The organism is Rhizobium phaseoli, assembly GCF_001664385.1.
Classification (GTDB): domain Bacteria; phylum Pseudomonadota; class Alphaproteobacteria; order Rhizobiales; family Rhizobiaceae; genus Rhizobium; species Rhizobium phaseoli.
Genome location: NZ_CP013532.1, coordinates 2,648,953 through 2,667,351 on the forward strand (window position 1 = coordinate 2,648,953; position 18,399 = coordinate 2,667,351).

Below are 18,399 nucleotides of genomic sequence, written 5' to 3' on the forward strand. Positions count from 1 at the left end.
CCGGGAAGGTTGTCGTCAGGATAGAATGTCAGCTTTTCATTGCAAACAAAGGCGACAGAAAGGCGGAGGACGCCTAAAGCGCTTGGCTGCGAAATCCAACCAAACGCCGAACACTCAGAAACCGGCGTCGGGCCGGGAGAGATAGCCAAGCTCCACCGCCGTCGACTCCCGGCCGATGATGGCATTGCGATGGGGAAAGCGGCCATAGGCGGCGATCACGTTGCGGTGGCGGATCGCATAATCGAGATATTCCTCGTCGCCGAGGGCCGTGAACAAGGCCACCGAACGGCCCTGTTCTTCGAGGCTTTCGGCATGTTCGAACGGCAGGTAGAAGAAGGTCCGGCACGCAGGCTCCACCGCCTGATCGGCGCCGGCTGCAAGAGCGAGTTTCGCTTCCCGAAGCGCGAGCCCGTCGGTGGCGAAGGCAAGCGGCGTGCCGCGATAGATGTTGCGGGGGAACTGATCGAGCACGATGACGGCAGCGAGCCGGCATAGCGCATTGGCGTGCCATTCGTCGCCGATGCCTGCGGCGAGCGCAAGATGGGTGTCGCGGAAGGCCTCGCGGATCTCCACGTCGAGTTCCGGCGGCGGCTGGAACCACAGCTCCCGGCCGCATCGTACGATCCAGAAATCATAGACTTCACGCGGCGTGCGGATCGTCGTCATGTCTGCCCTCCCCTTGCGTTAGGTTCGATGATGCGATGTCAGTAAGCTATTGCGGAAAAAGGATAATGATGTGCCGTGTACCAGACGTCCTACTTCCCTTCGCCCAGCGCAAACACCAGCGTCGCCCTCGTCCCATTATGATCGGGATCATAGGCGAAATCCGACTTCAGGCTCGCGGCCATCCCCGTCAAAATACGCGTACCGAGCCCCGTTCCCCTTGCCGGGCCTTCAGGATCAAACCCCGCGCCGTCATCCTCGACGATGACCTTCAGCATCTCTTCGGTCTGGTCGACGCTGACGCGGATCTCGCCCGTCACGCTGTCCGGATAAGCATATTTGAATGCATTGGTGACGAGCTCGCTAACGATCAGCCCGAGCGTGATTACCTTGTCAGTTGCCAGATTGACCGGTGCGGCAGTCAGCATGATACGGTGCGGCCGCTTGTCGTCGCGCATCGACGCTTCGAGTTCGGTCAGCAGGCTGTTCAGATATTCATCGAGCTGTACCGATCCGACCTGCCGGTTCGTGTAGAGCCGGCGGTGCACGCTGGCGATGGCATTGATGCGCATCTGCGTTTCGTGCAGCGCGTCGATCGCCACCTGGTCCTTTGTCATCGCGGATTGCATGCGGATCAGCGCGCCGACCAGCCCAAGGCTGTTGGCAATGCGGTGATTGACCTCGGAAAGCAGCATCTCGGCAAGATCGCGCTGCTGGCGGATCACCTCCTGCGCTTGCGCCGTCTCGCGGCGAAAACGCGCCCGTTCCAACGCCTGTTCGAGGGCAGCGGCGAGCAGATCGAAATAATCGGCCGAAATCCCTTTCAGCATGTAGTCGTCGGCGCCCGCCTTCAGCGCCGCGACCGCGATGCTGGTGTCGTCCGAACCCGTCGCATAGACGACCGGCGGATGATCCGGCATCGCCGTGATGCAGGGCAGAATGTCGAGGCCGGTCTCGTCACCAAGAACGTGATCGAGCACGACGGCATCGATTCCACCTTCGTTAAGCCTTGCAAGTCCGGCAGCACCGTTCTTCGCCCACTCGACCGAAAAGCCGCGCCGAAGCAGATTCTCCTGCATCAGCGATGCCAGCCCTTCGTCATCGTCGATATAGAGGATGTGAATCAGGACATCCGCATCGCCGCTAGAATTGCTCATTCCATCTCCCGGCGTTCTCCCACAGCGACGACCGACAGCAAGCGTCCGAGTCGTCCGCATGGCAATGTCGTATTGCATTGGCCGCCCGAGGTAAACAGCCGTTGTCCCCCGCTCTTGTCGCAGGCGGCGCGCAAGGACGATATCGGAAAACCGGCATCGCAGAGCGGCTTGGTTGGCTTCGTCGGCCGGCTAACTTTTCTGAAATCTCCGATGACCCGAAACTTCCGCTCCGGCCTCCGCCGGCAATTGCAGGAAGCGCAGCGACGAGATCACCCCGATCGCCCCGACCAAGACGAACGCCCAGCGAAAATCAGCCAGAACGGGGGTCTCGGCCCCTCTGAGCGCCGAGGCAATGTTGAGCACGGCCGCCGCCACGGCGACGCCGAGCAGCATCGACACCTGCTGCAGCATGCTCGACAACGTCGAGGCTGAGCTTCGTTGCGCCGGGTTGATATCGGCGAAAGCCAGCGTATTCAGTGCGGTAAATTCCATCGACCGCGACAGACCGGCGAGAAAGAGCAGCGCGTGGATGAGGAACGGCGGCGTCTCGGGCGAGAGGAACCCGCAAGCGACGATCGAAAGGGCCGCGATCAATCCGTTGAGACCAAGCACGGTGCGAAAGCCGAAAAAGCGCAGAAGCGGCGTCGTCACCGCTTTCATGCTGAAATTGCCGAGGAAATAGACGAGCAGATAGGTGCCGGCCGCAATCGAACTCAGCCCGAAGCCGAGCTGGAACAAGAGCGGCAGCAGGAACGGCGTCGCATTGATCGCCATCCGGCAGGCCGTGCCCGCCGACAGCGTCGACATCGAGAAGGTCTGGACACGGAAGGCCGAAAGATCGAGCAACGGATTGTCGACGGCGAGGAAATGCCGCGTCGCCATGACGGAGAGGACGAGACCGGCTGCGAGCATTGCCAAAACAGGCAAGAGCCCGCCGTCCCCTTTGACCGAGAGCTCCAGGGCCGCAAGCAGGAACGTAAGCCCTGCCGCACTAAGGATGAAACCCATGAGATCGAGCGGGCTGGGATCGGCATCGCGCTGCTCCGGCACGAAGCGCAGCACCAGCGCCATGCCGAGAACGCCGATCGGGATGTTGATCAGGAAATTCCAGTGCCAGCTGGCATAGGTGGTGATGAAACCGCCGAGAACCGGGCCGATCACCGGCGCGGTCAGCGCCGGCCAGGTGATTAGCGCGATCGCCTGGACCAATTCGGACTTCCGAGCGTTCTTCAGCACGATGATGCGCCCGACCGGCGTCATCAGCGCGCTGCCCGCGCCTTGTACGGCGCGCCACAGCACGAATTCCGCCAGGCCGCCGGAGAGCCCGCAGAAGAGCGATGCGCCCGTGAAGACGCCGATCGACATGAGGAAAACGCGGCGTGCGCCGAAGCGGTCGCCGAGCCAGCCAGACAGCGGAATGAAGGCCGCCATCGTCAGCATATAGACTGTTATGCCAATGCTCATCGATACCGGCTGCACACCGAAGCTCGCCGCCATCTGCGGCAGCGAGGTGGTGACGATCGTGCCGTCGAGGATCTGCATGAAGAAGGAAACGGCGACGACCAGCGCCACGATCTTCGCCTGGCGGCCGCCTGCCGCCTCCTGCCCATTCTCGCTCGTCTCTGCCGTCGTCATCGATCTGCCAATGAAAATTCCGGATGACGCGGCGGGAAGCGGAAAGGAAGCCGAATGGATATCTGCCGCGCGGAGATACGCGGATCGAGAGCCGCGCATTGGCTGAATACGCCCGTTGCCGCCAGCCGGAAAGGCTAAATCTCACACCGGCGGGGAATATTCCTGCTGCAGCAGCGCTGCCTCTGTGTTTCAAGAAAAAGGCCCCGCCGAAGCGAGGCCAAGTTTGAACCGCTCCCGGGAAAACAGGAGCGGCGCGAAGTCCATAGCCTGCGGTCCGTCCTGCAGCGAGGCCAGAATTCGCCGTATCGGTACGCTCGCCAATGAAATTTTGCGATTCGTCAAAAGCAACGCCCGCCCTCACCGCCCACAGCCTGACCGACCCAATCGCTTTATCGCGACACGGGTGGACAGCGCCTCTTGCGACCGGCAAAAAAGACAGAGCGATGGCACGAAAACCAAGGGACGGATCTCAACCGATGAAACACTTCTTCAACCGCAAGGAAACGATCGTCACCGAAGCCCTGGACGGTCTGCTTCTGACCAGCAGCAGGGGCCGCCTCGCCCGCCTCGACAGCTTTCCTGATATCAAGGTGATCCTGCGCGCCGACTGGGATAAGTCGAAGGTGGCGATCATATCGGGCGGCGGCGCCGGCCACGAGCCATCGCATGCCGGCTTCGTCGGCAGAGGCATGCTGACCGCGGCCGTCTCGGGTGAGATCTTCGCTTCGCCGAGCGTCGACGCTGTGCTGACGGCAATCCGGGCGGTGACCGGGCCGAAAGGCGCCCTGCTGATCGTCAAGAATTACACCGGCGACCGCCTGAATTTCGGTCTTGCCGCAGAAAAGGCCCGCGCCGAAGGCTTCGATGTCGAGATGGTCATCGTCGCCGACGATATCGCCCTGCCGGACATCAGCCAGCCGCGCGGCGTCGCCGGCACGCTGTTCGTCCATAAGATCGCGGGCTACTACGCCGAACGCGGCGAGGACTTGAAGACGGTCGCAGCCCAGGCGAGAAGTGCGGCCGGCGATATCGTCTCGCTCGGCATGTCGCTTTCCACCTGCAGTGTGCCCGGCCAGACGCATGAGGATCGTCTCGGCGCCGACGAGGGCGAACTCGGCCTCGGCATCCACGGCGAACCGGGCGTCGAGCGCATCGCGCTGCAGCCGGTCGCCGAGATCGTCGCCACCATGTCCGCCCGCCTCTCCGCAACGCTTGGCGATGTCGGTGATCACGCGCTCCTCATCAACAATCTCGGCGCCGTGCCGCCGCTCGAAATGGCCGTCATCGCCAATGCCGTGCTGGCCGCCCCGCTTGGCCGCCGCGTCCGCCTGATCATCGGCCCGGCGCCTCTCATGACCGCACTCAACATGAACGGCTTCTCGCTGTCGCTGATCCCCCTCGATGCCGAGCGCGAGGCCGCCTTGGCGGCAGCCGTCGAACCGCATGCCTGGATGCCCGCCGTCGAGCGCCACGATATCGAGATCATCGCCGCACCGAGAACGGCTGTCAGCAAAGCCTCATCCGGTCAAAACCCCGGCAACCGGCGGCTGATCACCGCGCTCTGCGAACATCTGATTTCGCTGGAAGGCGAGCTCAACCGCCTCGACGCCCGCGTCGGCGACGGCGATACCGGCTCGACGGTGGCAACGGGCGCCCGCAGCCTGCTCGCCCGCCTCGACACGCTGCCGCTCGACCGGCCGGCCGAAACCGTTGCCGCGATTGGCGATATCCTCGGTACCAGCATGGGCGGATCGAGCGGCGTGCTGCTGTCGATCTTCTTTACCGCGGCGGCCAAGGCAATGGCCGACAAACCCGATATACCGGCAGCTCTGCTCGCCGGGCTGGACAGGATGACTTTCTACGGCGGAGCCGAAGTCGGCGACCGGACGATGGTCGATGCGCTCTCGCCTGCCCTGCATGCGCTGGCCTCCGGCGGCATCGCGGCCGCCGCCAGGGCTGCGGCATCAGGCGCGGAATCGACCAAGGCGATGACCAGGGCGAGAGCCGGTCGCTCCTCCTATGTCGGCGAGCGGGATCTGGCCGATGTCGCCGACCCAGGCGCTGTGGCAGTTGCCGCGGCATTCGCGGTGGCGGCTAGCCTGGGCTAGATCAGACGTAAAGCGGCGCCATCTTTCGCCAGGCGCCGGCGCGATGGGCGCGGCCATCCCAGACATGCAGCTGGTGGCGGATGTTCTGCTCGCCGAGCAGCCGGCTGAGATAGCGGTTGTTGTCGAGAAAGGGATCGGCATCGCCGATGGTCAGCACGATGTCGATCTCGCGCAGCCGGTCGAGCCGCCAGTCGGCGCCAAGGCCGGGCAGAAAATGTGTCGGCGTGTGGAAATAAACGCTGTCGTCATAATAGCCATCGAACAGGTCACCGAAGGATTCCACCTTCATCGTCAGATCGTAACGCCCGGAAAAAGCGACGAGCTTGCGAAAGAGATGCGGATGGCGGAAGACGAGGCTCGCAGCCTGGAAGGCGCCGAGGCTGCATCCATGCACGATGGTGCAGTCATGCGGATTCTTCGCCGCCATCAGCGGCAGCACCTCGTGGAGGATATAATCCTCCAGCGCCGCATGCCGGCGGATGCGCTCGGCCGGATGATGATGAAAGCCGTACAGGCTATCGGCGGCCAGCCCCTCGATGCAATAGAGCTGAAGATGACCGGCCTGCAGCTTGTCGGCGAGGCTGGCGACGATGCCGAGCTGCTCATATTCGAAGAAGCGCCCTTCCCGCGTCGGAAAGACCAGCACCTTGGCGCCGGCATGGCCGAACACCAGCATCTCCATGGTTCGATGCAGACGCTGACTGTACCAGCGCAGATATTCGCGGTTCATGACACCCTGAAAAGCTGTCCGATCTTGTCGCGCAGAGCCGCCTCTTGCGCAGCACTTCCAGAGTAGTCGAAATGGCCGGCGTCCAGGATGAAGATTTCATTAAATTTCGGTATCGCATTTGCGACAGCGAACTGGCAGGGCGGCGCGACGGCGGGATCGAAAAGCGCCACCGCCGTCAGCATCGGCACCTTGATCCGCCGCGCCGCTGTCGCCGCATCGTAGAAGCTGAGCGTCGAGAGCACGTCTCCGTGTTTCGCCCGATATTCCTGCACGCCCTCAGCACTGCCGACGCTCGGCAGCTTGAGCCGCAGCGGCTGATGCCCGAAGCTCGGCAGCGCCAGATGGCCGCGATCGATGCGCGGGTCGTAGGGGATCGCCATTGCCCCCACGCCGCCGCCGAAGCTGATGCCGCTGTAGCCGATATGCCCTGAAAGCCACGGATAGAGCACGACGAGCGTCGAGACGGCAAGCCAGATATCTTCGACGCAGCCACCGATGATGTATTTGTCCCGACTGTCGATATCGTGCAGCACATGCCATGACGGGTTCTCGGAGATCAGCGGATAGGCGCTGAGCGACAGTCCGCGGCAGCAGGGAAAGAGCAGCGCGGTTTCCGTGACCGGCAGATCGAAATCGGGACGAACGCGTCCGCCGTAACCATGCCCGACGACGAGGCCGCGCCGCACCTGCCCCGCGCGCGGCAGAAGAAGCCAACCGCCGATCTTGAACGCACCGGTCGAGAGGTAGACGAGGTCGAGCACATGCCAATCGGCATGGTTGAGTTCGCTGCGGGAAAGCGCCGGCTGCGGATCGACCGTCAGCGCCTTACGATACCGCTCCTGCCAGAACGCGTCGAAACCATCCGGCTCTTCCGGCGGCTTGACTGCAAGAAGCTCTTCGAGCGTCATGCCGTAGGCGGGATCGAAGGCGAAGGGATGTGTCGTGGGAATGCTCATCCGGACTTTGTCCCGCGAAAAGCCCGGCGGCGCAAGGCTTGGCCGCCCCCGTCTGTGCTATCCTGACGGCGGCCGTCCAGGGGGCCGGCGTCAAAGGGGAGACAATGCCATGACCATCATCACAGGAATGCGCATGAACCCGGAAGTCGTCGACTGGGCCCGGCGCAGGTTCCTCGCCGCCGCCGCAATCGGGATCGCAGCCGCCGGCACGATCCGTCTGTTTTCGCTCCGTCCGGCTTCGGCGGCCGATGCCAATGAAATCCGCCCGTTCCGTGTCGATATTCCGGAGACCGAACTCACCGACCTTCGCCGGCGCGCGGCCGCCACACGCTGGCCCGAACGCGAGACGGTCGACGACCAGTCGCAGGGCATCCAGCTCGAAAAGATCAGGCCGCTGGTCGAATATTGGGCCGCCGGCTACGACTGGCGCAAGGCCGAGGCGAAACTGAACGCCCAGCCGCAATTCATGACGGAGATCGACGGTCTCGATATCCACTTCATCCACGTCCGCTCGAAACATCAAAATGCCCTGCCCGTCATCGTCACCCACGGCTGGCCGGGATCGGTATTCGAAAACCTGAAGGCGATCGGCCCGTTGACCGATCCGACCGCCCATGGCGGCCGCGCCGAGGATGCGTTCGATGTGGTCATCCCGTCGATGCCGGGCTTCGGCTTCTCGGGTAAACCTGCGAATACCGGCTGGGGAACGGACCGCATCGCGCGGGCCTGGGCCGAGCTGATGAGACGTCTCGGCTATGCGAGCTACGTCGCCCAGGGCGGCGACTGGGGCTCTCCCATCTCCAGTGCGATGGCGCGGCTGGCACCGGAGGGCCTGCTCGGCATCCACATCAACCTGCCGGCCGTGGTGCCGCCGGAGATCGCCGCCGCGCTTGCCATCAACGGCCCGGCGCCGGACGGTCTCTCGGAGAAAGAGCGCACGGCCTTCGAGACGCTGGCGGCCGGCGCCAAAATGGGAAGCCGGTCCTATGCCACGATGATGGGCACGAGGCCGCAGACGATCGGCTACGCCATATCGGATTCCCCGGCCGGCCTTGCCGCATGGATGCTCGGCCATCCCGGCTTCACCCGCTGGACATATGACGACAGCGATCCCGAAAAATCGCGCGACGAGGTGCTTGATGACATCACACTTTACTGGCTGACCAACAGTGCCGCCTCCTCGGCGCGGCTCTACTGGGAATATGGCGGCGGCCGCAGTCCTGTCTTTGCGGCAGGCGAGATGACCTCGGAGATCGCGCTTCCTGTCGCCATCACTGTCTTTCCCGGCGAGAATTACCAGGCGCCCGAGACATGGGCGCGGCGCGCCTATCGCAATCTCAGCTACTTCCACGAGGTCGACAAGGGCGGCCATTTCGCCGCCTGGGAAGAACCGGAACTCTTCGCGGTCGAGCTTCGGGCCGCCTTCAGGCCGCTGCGGCACCCGATCTGACGCACCTATCGCAGCGTCCGGCCAAGGGCAGCCAGCGAGGCCAACCAGGCCGCTGTGACCATCTCTAAGGAATCGGGCAGCGGTATTTATAATGAGCCATGGTGGTCATCAGTTCGTCGCCGGTCGCCTCGCGTATACCGGGATTCTCTTCCAGGAACGTGCACAGCGTCTTGCCGACTGCTTCCGCCGTGGTTCCCTCGGGAATACAGACATTGACGCCAACGGCGATTGCAAAATGCGCCGAGTTCACCATCCTGCTGGGGCTGGGATGCGCCTCGATAAAAATGCGCCGGGCGAGATACTCGTCACTATTCCATTTGTCCAACCAACCTGCGGCATATCCGACAACGAACTGCCGGGACCCGCCACAGTCGGAATAGAGAACCTCACCGCCAGACAATCCAGCGGGAATCTTTGCTGAAGCCGTTGCCAACAAGGTGGCGATAAGAATGCCCGACATTACGTCTCCCCAAGTCTCGATGCCGCGGAGCTTCGATCGGGAAAGTGTCGGAAATTAGCTTCAAACGTGTCATCTTTGGCGCCGCGTGCAAAAGTAGAAATGAGCGGCGATTAAGTGCGTTTGCGAGGTCGACACGGCGCGCCCTCTCCTCCGTCATTCCTGTGCTCGTCACAGGAATGACGGAGGAGAGTTGGGTGCCGCGCCGCCAACCTCAACCGAACCGGCTAACCTCAAGGCCGCTTCCAACCGGCAGCAGCACTATGTCAGGCTTGGCACGGATCGCCTCACCGTAGCGCTTCACATCCTCGCCTCCGGGCCGGATCATATTGTCGGCGACGATGATCGCGCCCGAATTGAGCTTGGGATAGAAGGCGTCGAGGCAGGGAACGTAGAGATCCTTCCAGAGATCGACCAGCACGAAATCGATGCCCGTCGAAAGCGCCCCGATCATCTCGACGGCGTCGCCGACCTTGAAGTCGACGTGATCGGCCAGCCCCGCCTTGGCGGCCATGTCCTGCGCATAGGCAGATTTGTAGCCGTGCATTTCCATGGTGATCAGCCGCCCGCCCGAAGCGCGCGCGGCTTCCGCGAGCCAGATGCCGGAATAGCCGAAGGAGGTGCCGAGTTCGAGGATGGTCGGCGCCATCAGGCTGCGTGCGAGGATATTGATGAACTGCCCGGTCTCGCGGCCGACCGCGCGCAGCCGCTGGTCCTGCCCGCCGTCGCGGCCGCCGGGCGGCATGTCGCGCGGGCTGTTGCGCTCCATCTCGATCATTTCGTGATAGATGTCGAGCACCCGCCCGATGCGGCTGTCCATATGCCTATCCTGTCTTTGCGGTCAATGAGCCGACTTTGCCCGACCGGATCGGCGGCCGAAAGTTAAACTTCGACAATGATCGGCTTTGATAGCTGTCAAGCCGTTGCGCATCCCGCCGCGGTCGGCTACATCAAGCCCGTCAATGGTCGGGCAATCCCGGCCACGTAAGCGTTAACGTCACTCAACGCGTATGATCGAACGGCTTTGCGGCTTCGATCTGCGCGACTGTGTCCTGCGGATCGAGCCTTGAAAGCTCCTGAGGACACATGGACAACAAACACTTCAACGAACAGGCTTCATCGGCGCCCGGCATCGAACGGGTCGGCCACGACACGCGCCGGCGCTCGCTGACGGTCGAGAGCATCACCGACATCACCCCCGGCATGCGCCGCATCATCTTCACCGGCGACGAGCTCGCCGATTTCATCAGCCTGGCGCCCGACGACCACATCAAGATCTTCATCCCCACGGCCGAGGGCGAAGAGCGCCGGGATTATACGCCGCGCCGCTACGACAATGCCGAACGCAGGCTGACGATCGATTTTGCCCTGCATGAGGCAGGTCCGATCACGCAATGGGCGCTCGGCGCCCGCCCCGGCGACAGGCTCGAGATCGGCGGACCGCGCGGCTCGGCCGTCGTTTCCGCAAGCGTCAAACGTTGGCTGCTGATCGGCGACGAAACAGCACTGCCGGCGATCGGCCGCCGGATCGAGGAGAGCGGCGCCGGGACCATGATCACGACGATCGCCGCCGTCGCCGGCCCGGTCGAAGAGCAGGCCTTCGAGACCCGCGCCGACCTGCATCTGCACTGGGCGCACCGGCCGCTCTCGCAGGCAACCGATGCCGCATCGCTGCTGCGGCTCCTGGCCACGGTCGATATCCCGCCGGAAACCTTCGTCTGGATCGCGGCGGAGGCGACGGTGACGCGCGAGATCCGCAATTATCTGCTCACCGAGCGAGCCTATCCCCTGAGCTGGATCAAGGCATCCGGCTACTGGGTGTTCGGTAAGGCCGATGCGACGGAGAAATTCGCTTAAGCCTAGGGCCGAGGGCACCGGCCGCCGCTCCCGAAGATGGAAGCGACGGCCGGCCGGTGTTCGAAACGTCATCGACACTATTGCGATTTAATCGGATGCGATATATATAGGTCCTATTCAAACGCCGGACAGGATAGAGCGCCATGGCCACGTCAAAAACCGCACAAAAGTCGGATACGGCTGCCCCCGCCTTCAAAAAGGCCGGCAGTAGAAAGCTTTCGAACTTCCTCTGCTTTGCGGTCTATTCTGCCAATCTCGCCTTCGGCCGCGCCTATAAGCCGATCCTCGACGCGCTCGGCCTGACCTATACCCAGTATATCGCCATGGTGGCCCTCTCCGAGGAGGACGACCAGACGGTCAGCACGCTGGGAGAAAAACTGTTCCTGGAATCCAACACGCTGACGCCGATTCTCAAGAAGCTGGAGTCGGTCGGCTTTATCACCCGCCATCGCGATCCCGCCGACGAACGGCAGGTGCGTGTCAGCCTGACGCCAGCAGGGCGCGATCTTCTCGAAACCGATCCCGGCTCCGCCCTGATCGACGCCATCGGCCTCGGCGACGATTTCCCCGTCGTGCAGAAATCGGTGACGCGGCTGCGCGACAACCTGCTACGGGCGCAAGCGGAGCCGCAAAAATCATGATCGCGGCACATGTCTGCATCTGATGACATGCCCGAGATTTCAATCGGCGCATTGATTGAGAATGGAGCCGTTCTTCTCGCCAGGCGAAGTTCGAAGCGCAGGACGCACCCGGATCGGTGGAGCCTGCCAGGTGGTCACGTCGAAGACGGCGAAGATGCCGAGACGGCAATGCGCCGGTAATTGCTGGAAGAAATCGGCGTGACGCCACAGCACTGGCTGTTTGCCGGAGAGTTCGTTTCGGAAAGCCCGCCCGGGGCATCCGCCACGTTCCATGTCTATCGCGTCGAGCAATGGCAGGACTCTCCGCGCCTTGTTGGCGATGAACACACGGCGCTCAGATGGTTTACCGCCGCGGAGATAGAATGCGAAACCGAACTGGCGCCGCCTCAGCTTGGTGCAATGCTCTTAAATCTGCTCAGACCGAAAACGAACCGGCAGGCATGATGACGGAAAAGAAGTGGCGCGCCCCTACAGAGCGCGCTGCCGAACCTCCACAAGTGCGCCCTCCTCCATCATCTCGGCCGCCTTGGCATAACCGCCACCCATTCCGTCGAGGAAATGCAGGTGCGAATCCGGCTGGCCCGACGGCACAAGGCAGGTCATCAGCGCATGCGACTGGCGGTGCAGCCCGAAATCGATCTCGCCGCGCGCCCTTGCCACGACGAGGATGGCTTCGACCTCGTCGATCTGTTCCGGCGTGCAATCCAGCGTCAGCCGCAGGCCGTCGTCGAACTTGCGAAAATCCGAATTGGAGGCGACTTCCGACCAGCGTTTCGCGCTGACCTGCTTCTCTCTTGCTATGGCCGTTCCTCCGGAAAGCGGATGGGACCGGCGCGGCGCGGCATCGAAAACCGCGAGCACGCGTTTCGCCAGCGCTGCAAAGACCTCCGGGCGCGTCTGGTCGCGCGGCTCGACCAACAAAGACAGGATCTCGCCGCGCTGGCTCGGAAACGGTGCCCAGTCGCAGCTCAAGCCTGTCAGGTCAGGCCGCATCGCATAACGGCCGGGCTTCACCAGAAAGCGGCCGTTCTTGATCTGCTGCTCCGCCCATTTGAGCCCGCCCCCGGCAAACATCGCGTAGGTCGCACTCTCGGAAGCGGCATAGCGCGCGATCTTGACATCACGCCCGCTGGCGCGGATTTCACCGACGGTGACGAGCCCGACACGCAGGTCGAGATGAAGGTCGGTTTTGGCGAAGCTCGCGACGTCACGCAAGGCCGATGTCGCAGCCATGATGCCGTTCGCCGGCAAGGCGAAACCTGCTCCGTCACCGCGAAACACGAAGGGAAAATCAAACGAACCCCAGGCATTGCCGAGGGCGGCGATGATCGATGCACCGGCATAATTGACGTCTTCATAGCGCCCCGACCGGATCGCCGCGGTCGAGCTGACGATGTCGGTGATGCCGATCAGCCAATCGTCAGGCAACGGCTCGTAGGCATCTGGATCGAGCACCAGCGAAAACTCGTCATATGCCTGGTGCGGCTCGGCGTGGCTGTTGATCATGGCAGGTTCTCCGGATCGGCGGGTTTGGCTGTTGGCTGGGAAACGGGTCTGCCGCCAATCGGCAGACCCCCGCTTGAAGGTGACGGCGCGAGACCGGCCTTCCCGTTCAGACAAGCTTGGTTTCGACGTCGATATTGCCGTGGACCGCCTTGGAATAGGGGCAGATGCCGTGGGCCGCCTCGATCAGTTCCTGTGCGATCTCGCGGTCGATGTCTGCAAGGCTGACGTTGAGCCGTGCACGCAGGAAGTAGGAGCCGTTATCGCTGTTGAGCGTGATCTCGGCATCGACCTCGGGGCTGGCGGGCAGCGCGACCTTCCGTTGCTGGGCGGCAAGCTCGATGGCGCCGATATAACAGGCTGACCAGGCCGCGCCGAAGAGGTTTTCGGCAGCCGGATGCGGCTGCGGCAGCTTGATGTCGAGCGTGCCATCGTTGCTGCGTGCATAGCCGTTGCTGCCGCCGGCGATATGGGTCTTGCCGGTGAAAAGAAGCTTCTCGGTCATTGTGGTGTCCTTTCGGGTTTGATTTTTTACAGCGTATCAGATTAGATCGGATGCGATTTAATATGCCGGGTCGAAACGGATGTCAACACTATTCCGATTTAATCGGATGCGATTCATTTGAACAAAAGTTGTAAGACCCGGTCGCCAGCCGGCGGGCGGCCTCTCAGGAGTGTGGGCGGCCGTCGAACAGGGTGGCGAGCCACTGGTAATATCGCGGTTGGTTCTTCCGGAGTTCGCTGCGCGAATGTGGCGGCCGTTCGATATCGCCATAGAGATAGACGCTGGCAGTGACCGCGAAGAATTCGTGACTATTGCTCATCACGTAGGAATCGCTCGGCCAGAGCCCGCGGCCGTTATCGAAGAACTGCCGGATATCGGGATTGTCGAATCCTCCCGGAAGCATCCGGTCGTTATAGGCATGCAGAAGCTCATGCAGGATGATCGGCTTGTCGGGCTCCAGGCTCGCGACCCGCAGATCGACGCCGGTCTTGCGGCTGTAATGGCCCGGCCCGAAGCCCGCAGCGGCGGGATTGGCCCAGATCCGGATCGTCTGCATGAATTTCAGAATGTCAGGCTTCAGATCGACATGCTCGACGATATCGAGCTGCCGCTTGACGGGGAGGATCATCTCCTTGTCGGGCTCCGCCCCCCTGGCATTGGTCAGATCGACCTGCCAGCCGTGATAGCTGAAAACCAGTGGATCGGCGGCCGCCGCTCCGGCCGTGGCGATTGTCATGGCGATGGCAGCGCACAACGCCAGAATTGTCGAAATCCCTCGCACCGGCCCTTCCTCGGCACATCCCCGGCGCGAACTGTCGCACAGGCCGCACGACGGCACAATCGCATCGTCAGTCTGCCGGCAGGCCGTCTAGGCAGCGCCAGTGAACGTCTCCGCCTCCGAACGCATGCCGAGGAAGAAATCGATGATCGGATGCGGCGCCTGCCCCCCCGCGCAGAGGGCGCTCAGACCTTCTCTTTTTTCCTGGTCTTTTCTTTCGGCTCGACCGGCGCATCCGGCGTCGGCGCCAGAAGCTTGCGCAGCGATGCGATCTTGTCCTTCACCAACGGCCGGAAGCGCGTCGCACGATAGGGCATGTCGGCGGCGCCGTAGCCTTCCGGTCCGTCATCATTGCCGCGATGGATTTCCGCGAGCTTCACCCCGATGAACGTGCCGTCGACATAATGGGTATATTCGCCCACCCAACGGATCGTATAGATCTCGCCCTTCCGGATCAGCTGGTCGATGCTGACATGCTTGAAGGTGTCGTTGATGCAGACCACCTTCTGACCGACATGAAATTCATAGCTCATGGATCGAACTCTCAAACGGCAATCCGCCTCGCCGATCTATAGCGCGCCCGGCGACGGGGATGAACCCTTTTCTGCCGGCGGACGTCATGCGGCGTGACTGCGCCTCTGCCCACCATGCGACACGCTCAGTCGCAATAGACCTTGCCGCTCTTGCGGGAGCGCAGATCGAAGTGGAAGTGGTTCCAGTGTTCCGGGTTGCTGCCCGGCCCGAGCACCGTGTTGAAATAGCGGCAGCTATCGGTGCGTACCGCCTTCAGGAGCCGGCCCTCGCGCAGCGAGAACAGACCCTTCTTGCGCACGTCGATCTCGTGGCCGTTCTTCAGCACGAATTTGCCAACGTCGATGGCGTTGCCGCGGGCATGCTCCGACATCGGATTATATCGCTGCCGGCTGTTGTTCATGCGCCGGCAGGAGTAGCCGCCGAGCGGCTGGATCGTCCTGATGCCGCTCCAGTAGCGGTAGCGGGCCGACGGCGCCAGCTCGTTTTTCACCCATTTGGCGAAGGCGAGCGTCACCTGGCAGTTCAGCGTCACGGCCGGCTGCACGCCGATATTTCCGGAAAGTCCCTTCAGCGATACCGGATAAGGCACCTGGCAGGCCGGCCCTTGCGAGATCGGCGGCTTCTCGTCGAAGATCACGCCCATGCGCTTCAGTTCGCGCCGGCAGGCGAGCTCGGAAGCCGGCATGACGCTCGGGTCGACGGGTGCGGCCGGCTCGCTCATCATCGGGTTATTCGGCCGCAGCATCGCCACTTCTTCGCTCTCGTCCTCTTCGGGAACGCGGGATGGTGCAGTGACCGGGCTGCCGTCGCTCCAAGTGGGCACACGGCTCATCTGTGACTGCGCTGCCGGCTGCGGCATGGCCTGCGGCGCGGGCTGGCGCATCGGTTGGTTGAGCTGCAGCGGATTGTCGGTGCCGATGCCGTCGACGACCGGCTCGGTGGCATCGCCCTCCGCGATTTGTTGTTGCTGCTCCTGCGCCAGCCCGACGACGGGCTCTGCTCCGAGCTCATCATCCATGTTGACGCCACCGGAAGGGATCGCAAGGTTTTGCGTGCCACCCCAGTTGCCGTTCGGCTGGCCGGCTGCCATCGCCTCGTCACTGTCGATCATCGGCAGTTTTCGCCCCGGCGCCCCCGGCGCGCGAGCCGCATGGCCGGTACCGGCAAGGTTCGGCGTATTGAGATAATCGACCGAACCTTGCGTGTTGCCGACCGGGGCGCCGGATACCGGATAAGACGCTTGGCTTTGCACGGGCGCCATGCGCACGGCCGGCGCCATGCGCGCGGCACCCCGAGACGGCGAAATCGAACTGACCTTGGCGCCGTTGTCGACATTGACCGGCGGCACCAGCCCGTCGCTGATCGAGCACGTCGTCAGCGCCGCCGAGAGCAGCACGGGCAGGAAGGCTCGCCGAGGAAAGGAAACAAACGCCATACTCTTATCGCTTCCGTAGGCCGGCCGCAGAGTGACCGAAAAAACTCGGTCCAATTTTAATTAAAAACGGTGAATGAAAACTTACCGGCACAATCTGGACGCGACAGAATTGAAAAAGGCGGCTTTCGCCGCCTTTCAACTGCTGCCGAACTCACGCTGCCCGTGTGTATCGGCCGTCCCGCTGCTGCTCCGCTCCGCGCAGGCGGAAATTCGCAAGCAGCGTCTTCAACTGCGTGCTTTCGTCGGCGAGCGTGCGGCTTGCCGCCGTCGTTTCCTCGACCATCGCTGCATTCTGCTGCGTCATCTGGTCCATGTGGTTGACGGAGCTGTTGATCTCGTTGAGCCCGGTCGACTGCTCGCGCGCCGCCGTCGCGATCGAAGCGACGTGATCATTGACCTGATTGACCAAGGCTTCGATTTCCAGGAGCGCATCGCCCGTCGAACGCACCAGCGCCACGCCGCCCTCGACTTCCGTCGCCGACCGGCTGATCAGTTCCTTGATCTCCTTGGCGGCGTTGGCCGAGCGTTGCGCAAGCTCGCGGACTTCCTGGGCAACGACAGCAAATCCGCGGCCGGCCTCGCCCGCCCGCGCCGCCTCGACGCCGGCATTGAGCGCCAGAAGGTTGGTCTGGAAGGCGATCTCATCGATGACCGAGATGATCTGGTTGATGCGGCTCGAGGATTCCTCGATCCGGCCCATCGCCGTGACAGCATTGCGGACGATCTCGCCGGAGCGTCCGGCGCTCGCCTTGGTCTCGGCCACCATCTCGCGTGCCTCGTTCGCCCGCTCCGATGCCGTCTTGACGGTCGCGGTGATCTCGTCGAGGGCTGCGGCCGTCTCTTCGAGTGCCGCCGCCTGCTGCTCCGTCCGTTTCGACAGGTTGCCGGTCGCTTCACTGATGTCGGAGGCGCTGTCGTTGACCACGCGGCTCGATTCGGCAATCGCCTGGATGACGCCGTTCAGCGCATCGACCGCCGCGTTGAAATCATTCCTGAGCTTGGCGTAATCCTCGCCGATATCGCCGATCGCCACCGTAAGATCGCCGCCCGCAAGCTTCTCAAGGCCGGCGCCGAGCGCCTGCATGGCGCGGGTCTGACGCTCCGAAGCCGAACGCAGGCTCGCCTCGTTGCCGCGGCGTTCGTCCTCGATCTGCCGCTGCCTTTCGTCTTCACGCCCGCGCAACGCGCTGCGCTCGTCGACGGAATCGCGCAGCACCAGCAGCGCCTTGGCCATCTGGCCGATCTCGTCGCGGCGATCGCTGCCGGCGATCTCCACCGATGCCTCTTCGGCGGCGATCGCGTTCATTGCCGTCTTCAGCCGGGCGATCGGCGCGGTGACGCTGCGGACGATGGCATAGGCGATGGCAACTGTGGAGGCCGCGCCGAGCAGGCAGAGCACTGCCGCCCAGATCGCATTCTGGCGGTAGAGCGCGGCGAGGTCGTCGGCGTAAACGCCCGTGCCGACGATCCAGCCCCAGGGCTCGAAACCGGAGACATAGGAATATTTCAGCACCGGCTCATCAGCGCCCGGCTTCGGCCAGTAATAATCGACGAAACCCTTGCCGTCCTTCTTCACCTTGTTGACGAATTCGACGAACAGGAACTTGCCGGTCGGATCCTTCATCTGCGAGATGTCGGTACCGTTCAGCGCCGGCTTGATCGGATGCATCACCATGACAGGATGCATGTCGTTGATCCAGAAATAGCCGTCGGCGCCGTAGCGCATCGCGCCGATCACGTCCTTGGCAGCCGCCTGCGCCTGCTCGCGGGTCAGAGTGCCCGCCTGCTCCATCTTGTAATATTTGTCGAAAATACCGATCGCCGTCGCCTCCATCTTCTCCAGTCCCGCCTTCCGCTCCGCTTGCAGCTCGGAATAGGAATAGTTCAGAAAAAAGACCATCGTCGCGGCCAGCACGGCAAGCGTGAAGCCGACGAGACAATAAAGGCGGGTGGAAATCTTGACGTTGCGCATGAGGTTCCCGGCGATTCT

General features: G+C 62.9%; 17 protein-coding genes and 1 pseudogene. 5 read left to right on the forward strand and 13 right to left on the reverse strand.

Features of this window, described 5'->3' with window-relative positions; all coding sequences use genetic code 11:
* Positions 1 to 114: 114 nt before the first annotated feature.
* The 3 genes from AMC88_RS12855 to AMC88_RS12865 all read right to left on the reverse strand — a co-directional run bounded on the left by AMC88_RS12855 (position 115) and on the right by AMC88_RS12865 (position 3,455).
* Entirely contained in the window at positions 115 to 666 is a 552-nt protein-coding gene (locus AMC88_RS12855; protein ID WP_010012933.1) for a DUF924 family protein, read from the reverse strand.
* A gap of 89 nt (positions 667 to 755) precedes the next feature.
* Positions 756 to 1,820, reverse strand: coding sequence for a sensor histidine kinase (locus AMC88_RS12860; protein WP_016733349.1), 1,065 nt, complete (start codon positions 1,818 to 1,820; stop codon positions 756 to 758).
* Between the two features lie 189 nt (positions 1,821 to 2,009).
* Positions 2,010 to 3,455, reverse strand: coding sequence for an MFS transporter (locus AMC88_RS12865; RefSeq protein WP_016733350.1), 1,446 nt, complete (start codon positions 3,453 to 3,455; stop codon positions 2,010 to 2,012).
* 476 nt (positions 3,456 to 3,931) lie between these two features.
* Here AMC88_RS12865 and AMC88_RS12870 point away from each other — a divergent pair, with 476 nt between their 5' ends.
* Positions 3,932 to 5,563 (forward strand): dihydroxyacetone kinase subunit DhaK, encoded by a 1,632-nt coding sequence (locus AMC88_RS12870; protein WP_064825355.1) that lies wholly within the window; start codon positions 3,932 to 3,934, stop codon positions 5,561 to 5,563.
* Between the two features lies 1 nt (position 5,564).
* On the opposite strand, the gene AMC88_RS12875 is transcribed toward AMC88_RS12870, so the two are convergent.
* Both AMC88_RS12875 and AMC88_RS12880 read right to left on the reverse strand, forming a co-directional pair.
* Positions 5,565 to 6,293 carry an esterase family protein gene (locus AMC88_RS12875; RefSeq protein WP_064825356.1) on the reverse strand — a complete coding sequence of 243 codons (729 nt, stop codon included), beginning with the start codon at positions 6,291 to 6,293 and terminating at the stop codon, positions 5,565 to 5,567.
* Positions 6,290 to 7,249: an acetylxylan esterase gene (locus AMC88_RS12880; protein ID WP_064825357.1), complete on the reverse strand. Its 960-nt coding sequence runs from the start codon at positions 7,247 to 7,249 to the stop codon at positions 6,290 to 6,292. Before AMC88_RS12880 ends, AMC88_RS12875 begins: the two co-directional genes overlap by 4 nt.
* Positions 7,250 to 7,358: 109 nt before the next feature.
* Between AMC88_RS12880 and AMC88_RS12885 the strand changes: the two genes are divergently transcribed.
* Positions 7,359 to 8,699, forward strand: coding sequence for an epoxide hydrolase family protein (locus AMC88_RS12885; RefSeq protein ID WP_064825358.1), 1,341 nt, complete (start codon positions 7,359 to 7,361; stop codon positions 8,697 to 8,699).
* Positions 8,700 to 8,763: 64 nt separating this feature from the next.
* Here the strand turns inward: AMC88_RS12885 and AMC88_RS12890 are convergent, their stop codons facing one another.
* Together AMC88_RS12890 and AMC88_RS12895 are read right to left on the reverse strand one after the other, a co-directional pair.
* On the reverse strand, positions 8,764 to 9,159 hold the full coding sequence (locus tag AMC88_RS12890; protein WP_010013771.1) for a hypothetical protein: 396 nt from the start codon (positions 9,157 to 9,159) through the stop codon (positions 8,764 to 8,766).
* A 211-nt stretch (positions 9,160 to 9,370) separates the two neighbouring features.
* Positions 9,371 to 9,976 (reverse strand): O-methyltransferase, encoded by a 606-nt coding sequence (locus tag AMC88_RS12895; RefSeq protein WP_064825359.1) that lies wholly within the window; start codon positions 9,974 to 9,976, stop codon positions 9,371 to 9,373.
* A gap of 266 nt (positions 9,977 to 10,242) precedes the next feature.
* On the opposite strand from AMC88_RS12895, the gene AMC88_RS12900 reads away from it, so the two are divergent.
* The 3 genes and pseudogenes from AMC88_RS12900 (at position 10,243) to AMC88_RS12910 (ending at position 12,098) form a co-directional block, all read left to right on the forward strand.
* Positions 10,243 to 11,013, forward strand: a complete 771-nt coding sequence (locus AMC88_RS12900; protein WP_064825360.1) for a siderophore-interacting protein — start codon at positions 10,243 to 10,245, stop codon at positions 11,011 to 11,013.
* Between the two features lie 143 nt (positions 11,014 to 11,156).
* A complete protein-coding gene (locus tag AMC88_RS12905) occupies positions 11,157 to 11,654 on the forward strand; it encodes a MarR family winged helix-turn-helix transcriptional regulator (protein WP_064818440.1) in 498 nt (165 codons plus the stop codon).
* 27 nt (positions 11,655 to 11,681) lie between these two features.
* Positions 11,682 to 12,098, forward strand: a pseudogene (locus AMC88_RS12910) (NUDIX hydrolase).
* Between the two features lie 24 nt (positions 12,099 to 12,122).
* Here AMC88_RS12910 and AMC88_RS12915 read toward each other — a convergent pair.
* The 6 genes from AMC88_RS12915 to AMC88_RS12940 form a co-directional block, all read right to left on the reverse strand.
* Positions 12,123 to 13,160, reverse strand: a complete 1,038-nt coding sequence (locus AMC88_RS12915; RefSeq protein ID WP_064825361.1) for a DUF3095 family protein — start codon at positions 13,158 to 13,160, stop codon at positions 12,123 to 12,125.
* A gap of 106 nt (positions 13,161 to 13,266) precedes the next feature.
* Positions 13,267 to 13,662, reverse strand: a complete 396-nt coding sequence (locus tag AMC88_RS12920; protein ID WP_010007112.1) for an Ohr family peroxiredoxin — start codon at positions 13,660 to 13,662, stop codon at positions 13,267 to 13,269.
* Between the two features lie 163 nt (positions 13,663 to 13,825).
* Positions 13,826 to 14,443, reverse strand: a complete 618-nt coding sequence (locus AMC88_RS12925) for a hypothetical protein (RefSeq protein ID WP_064825362.1) — start codon at positions 14,441 to 14,443, stop codon at positions 13,826 to 13,828.
* 182 nt (positions 14,444 to 14,625) lie between these two features.
* The gene (locus tag AMC88_RS12930) at positions 14,626 to 14,973 is read right to left on the reverse strand and encodes a CAP-Gly domain-containing protein (RefSeq protein WP_008535048.1); all 348 of its coding nucleotides are present in this window, start codon (positions 14,971 to 14,973) and stop codon (positions 14,626 to 14,628) included.
* A gap of 125 nt (positions 14,974 to 15,098) precedes the next feature.
* Positions 15,099 to 16,409 (reverse strand): extensin-like domain-containing protein, encoded by a 1,311-nt coding sequence (locus AMC88_RS12935; RefSeq protein ID WP_064825363.1) that lies wholly within the window; start codon positions 16,407 to 16,409, stop codon positions 15,099 to 15,101.
* Positions 16,410 to 16,560: 151 nt separating this feature from the next.
* Positions 16,561 to 18,381: a methyl-accepting chemotaxis protein gene (locus AMC88_RS12940; RefSeq protein WP_064825364.1), complete on the reverse strand. Its 1,821-nt coding sequence runs from the start codon at positions 18,379 to 18,381 to the stop codon at positions 16,561 to 16,563.
* Positions 18,382 to 18,399: the final 18 nt, after the last annotated feature.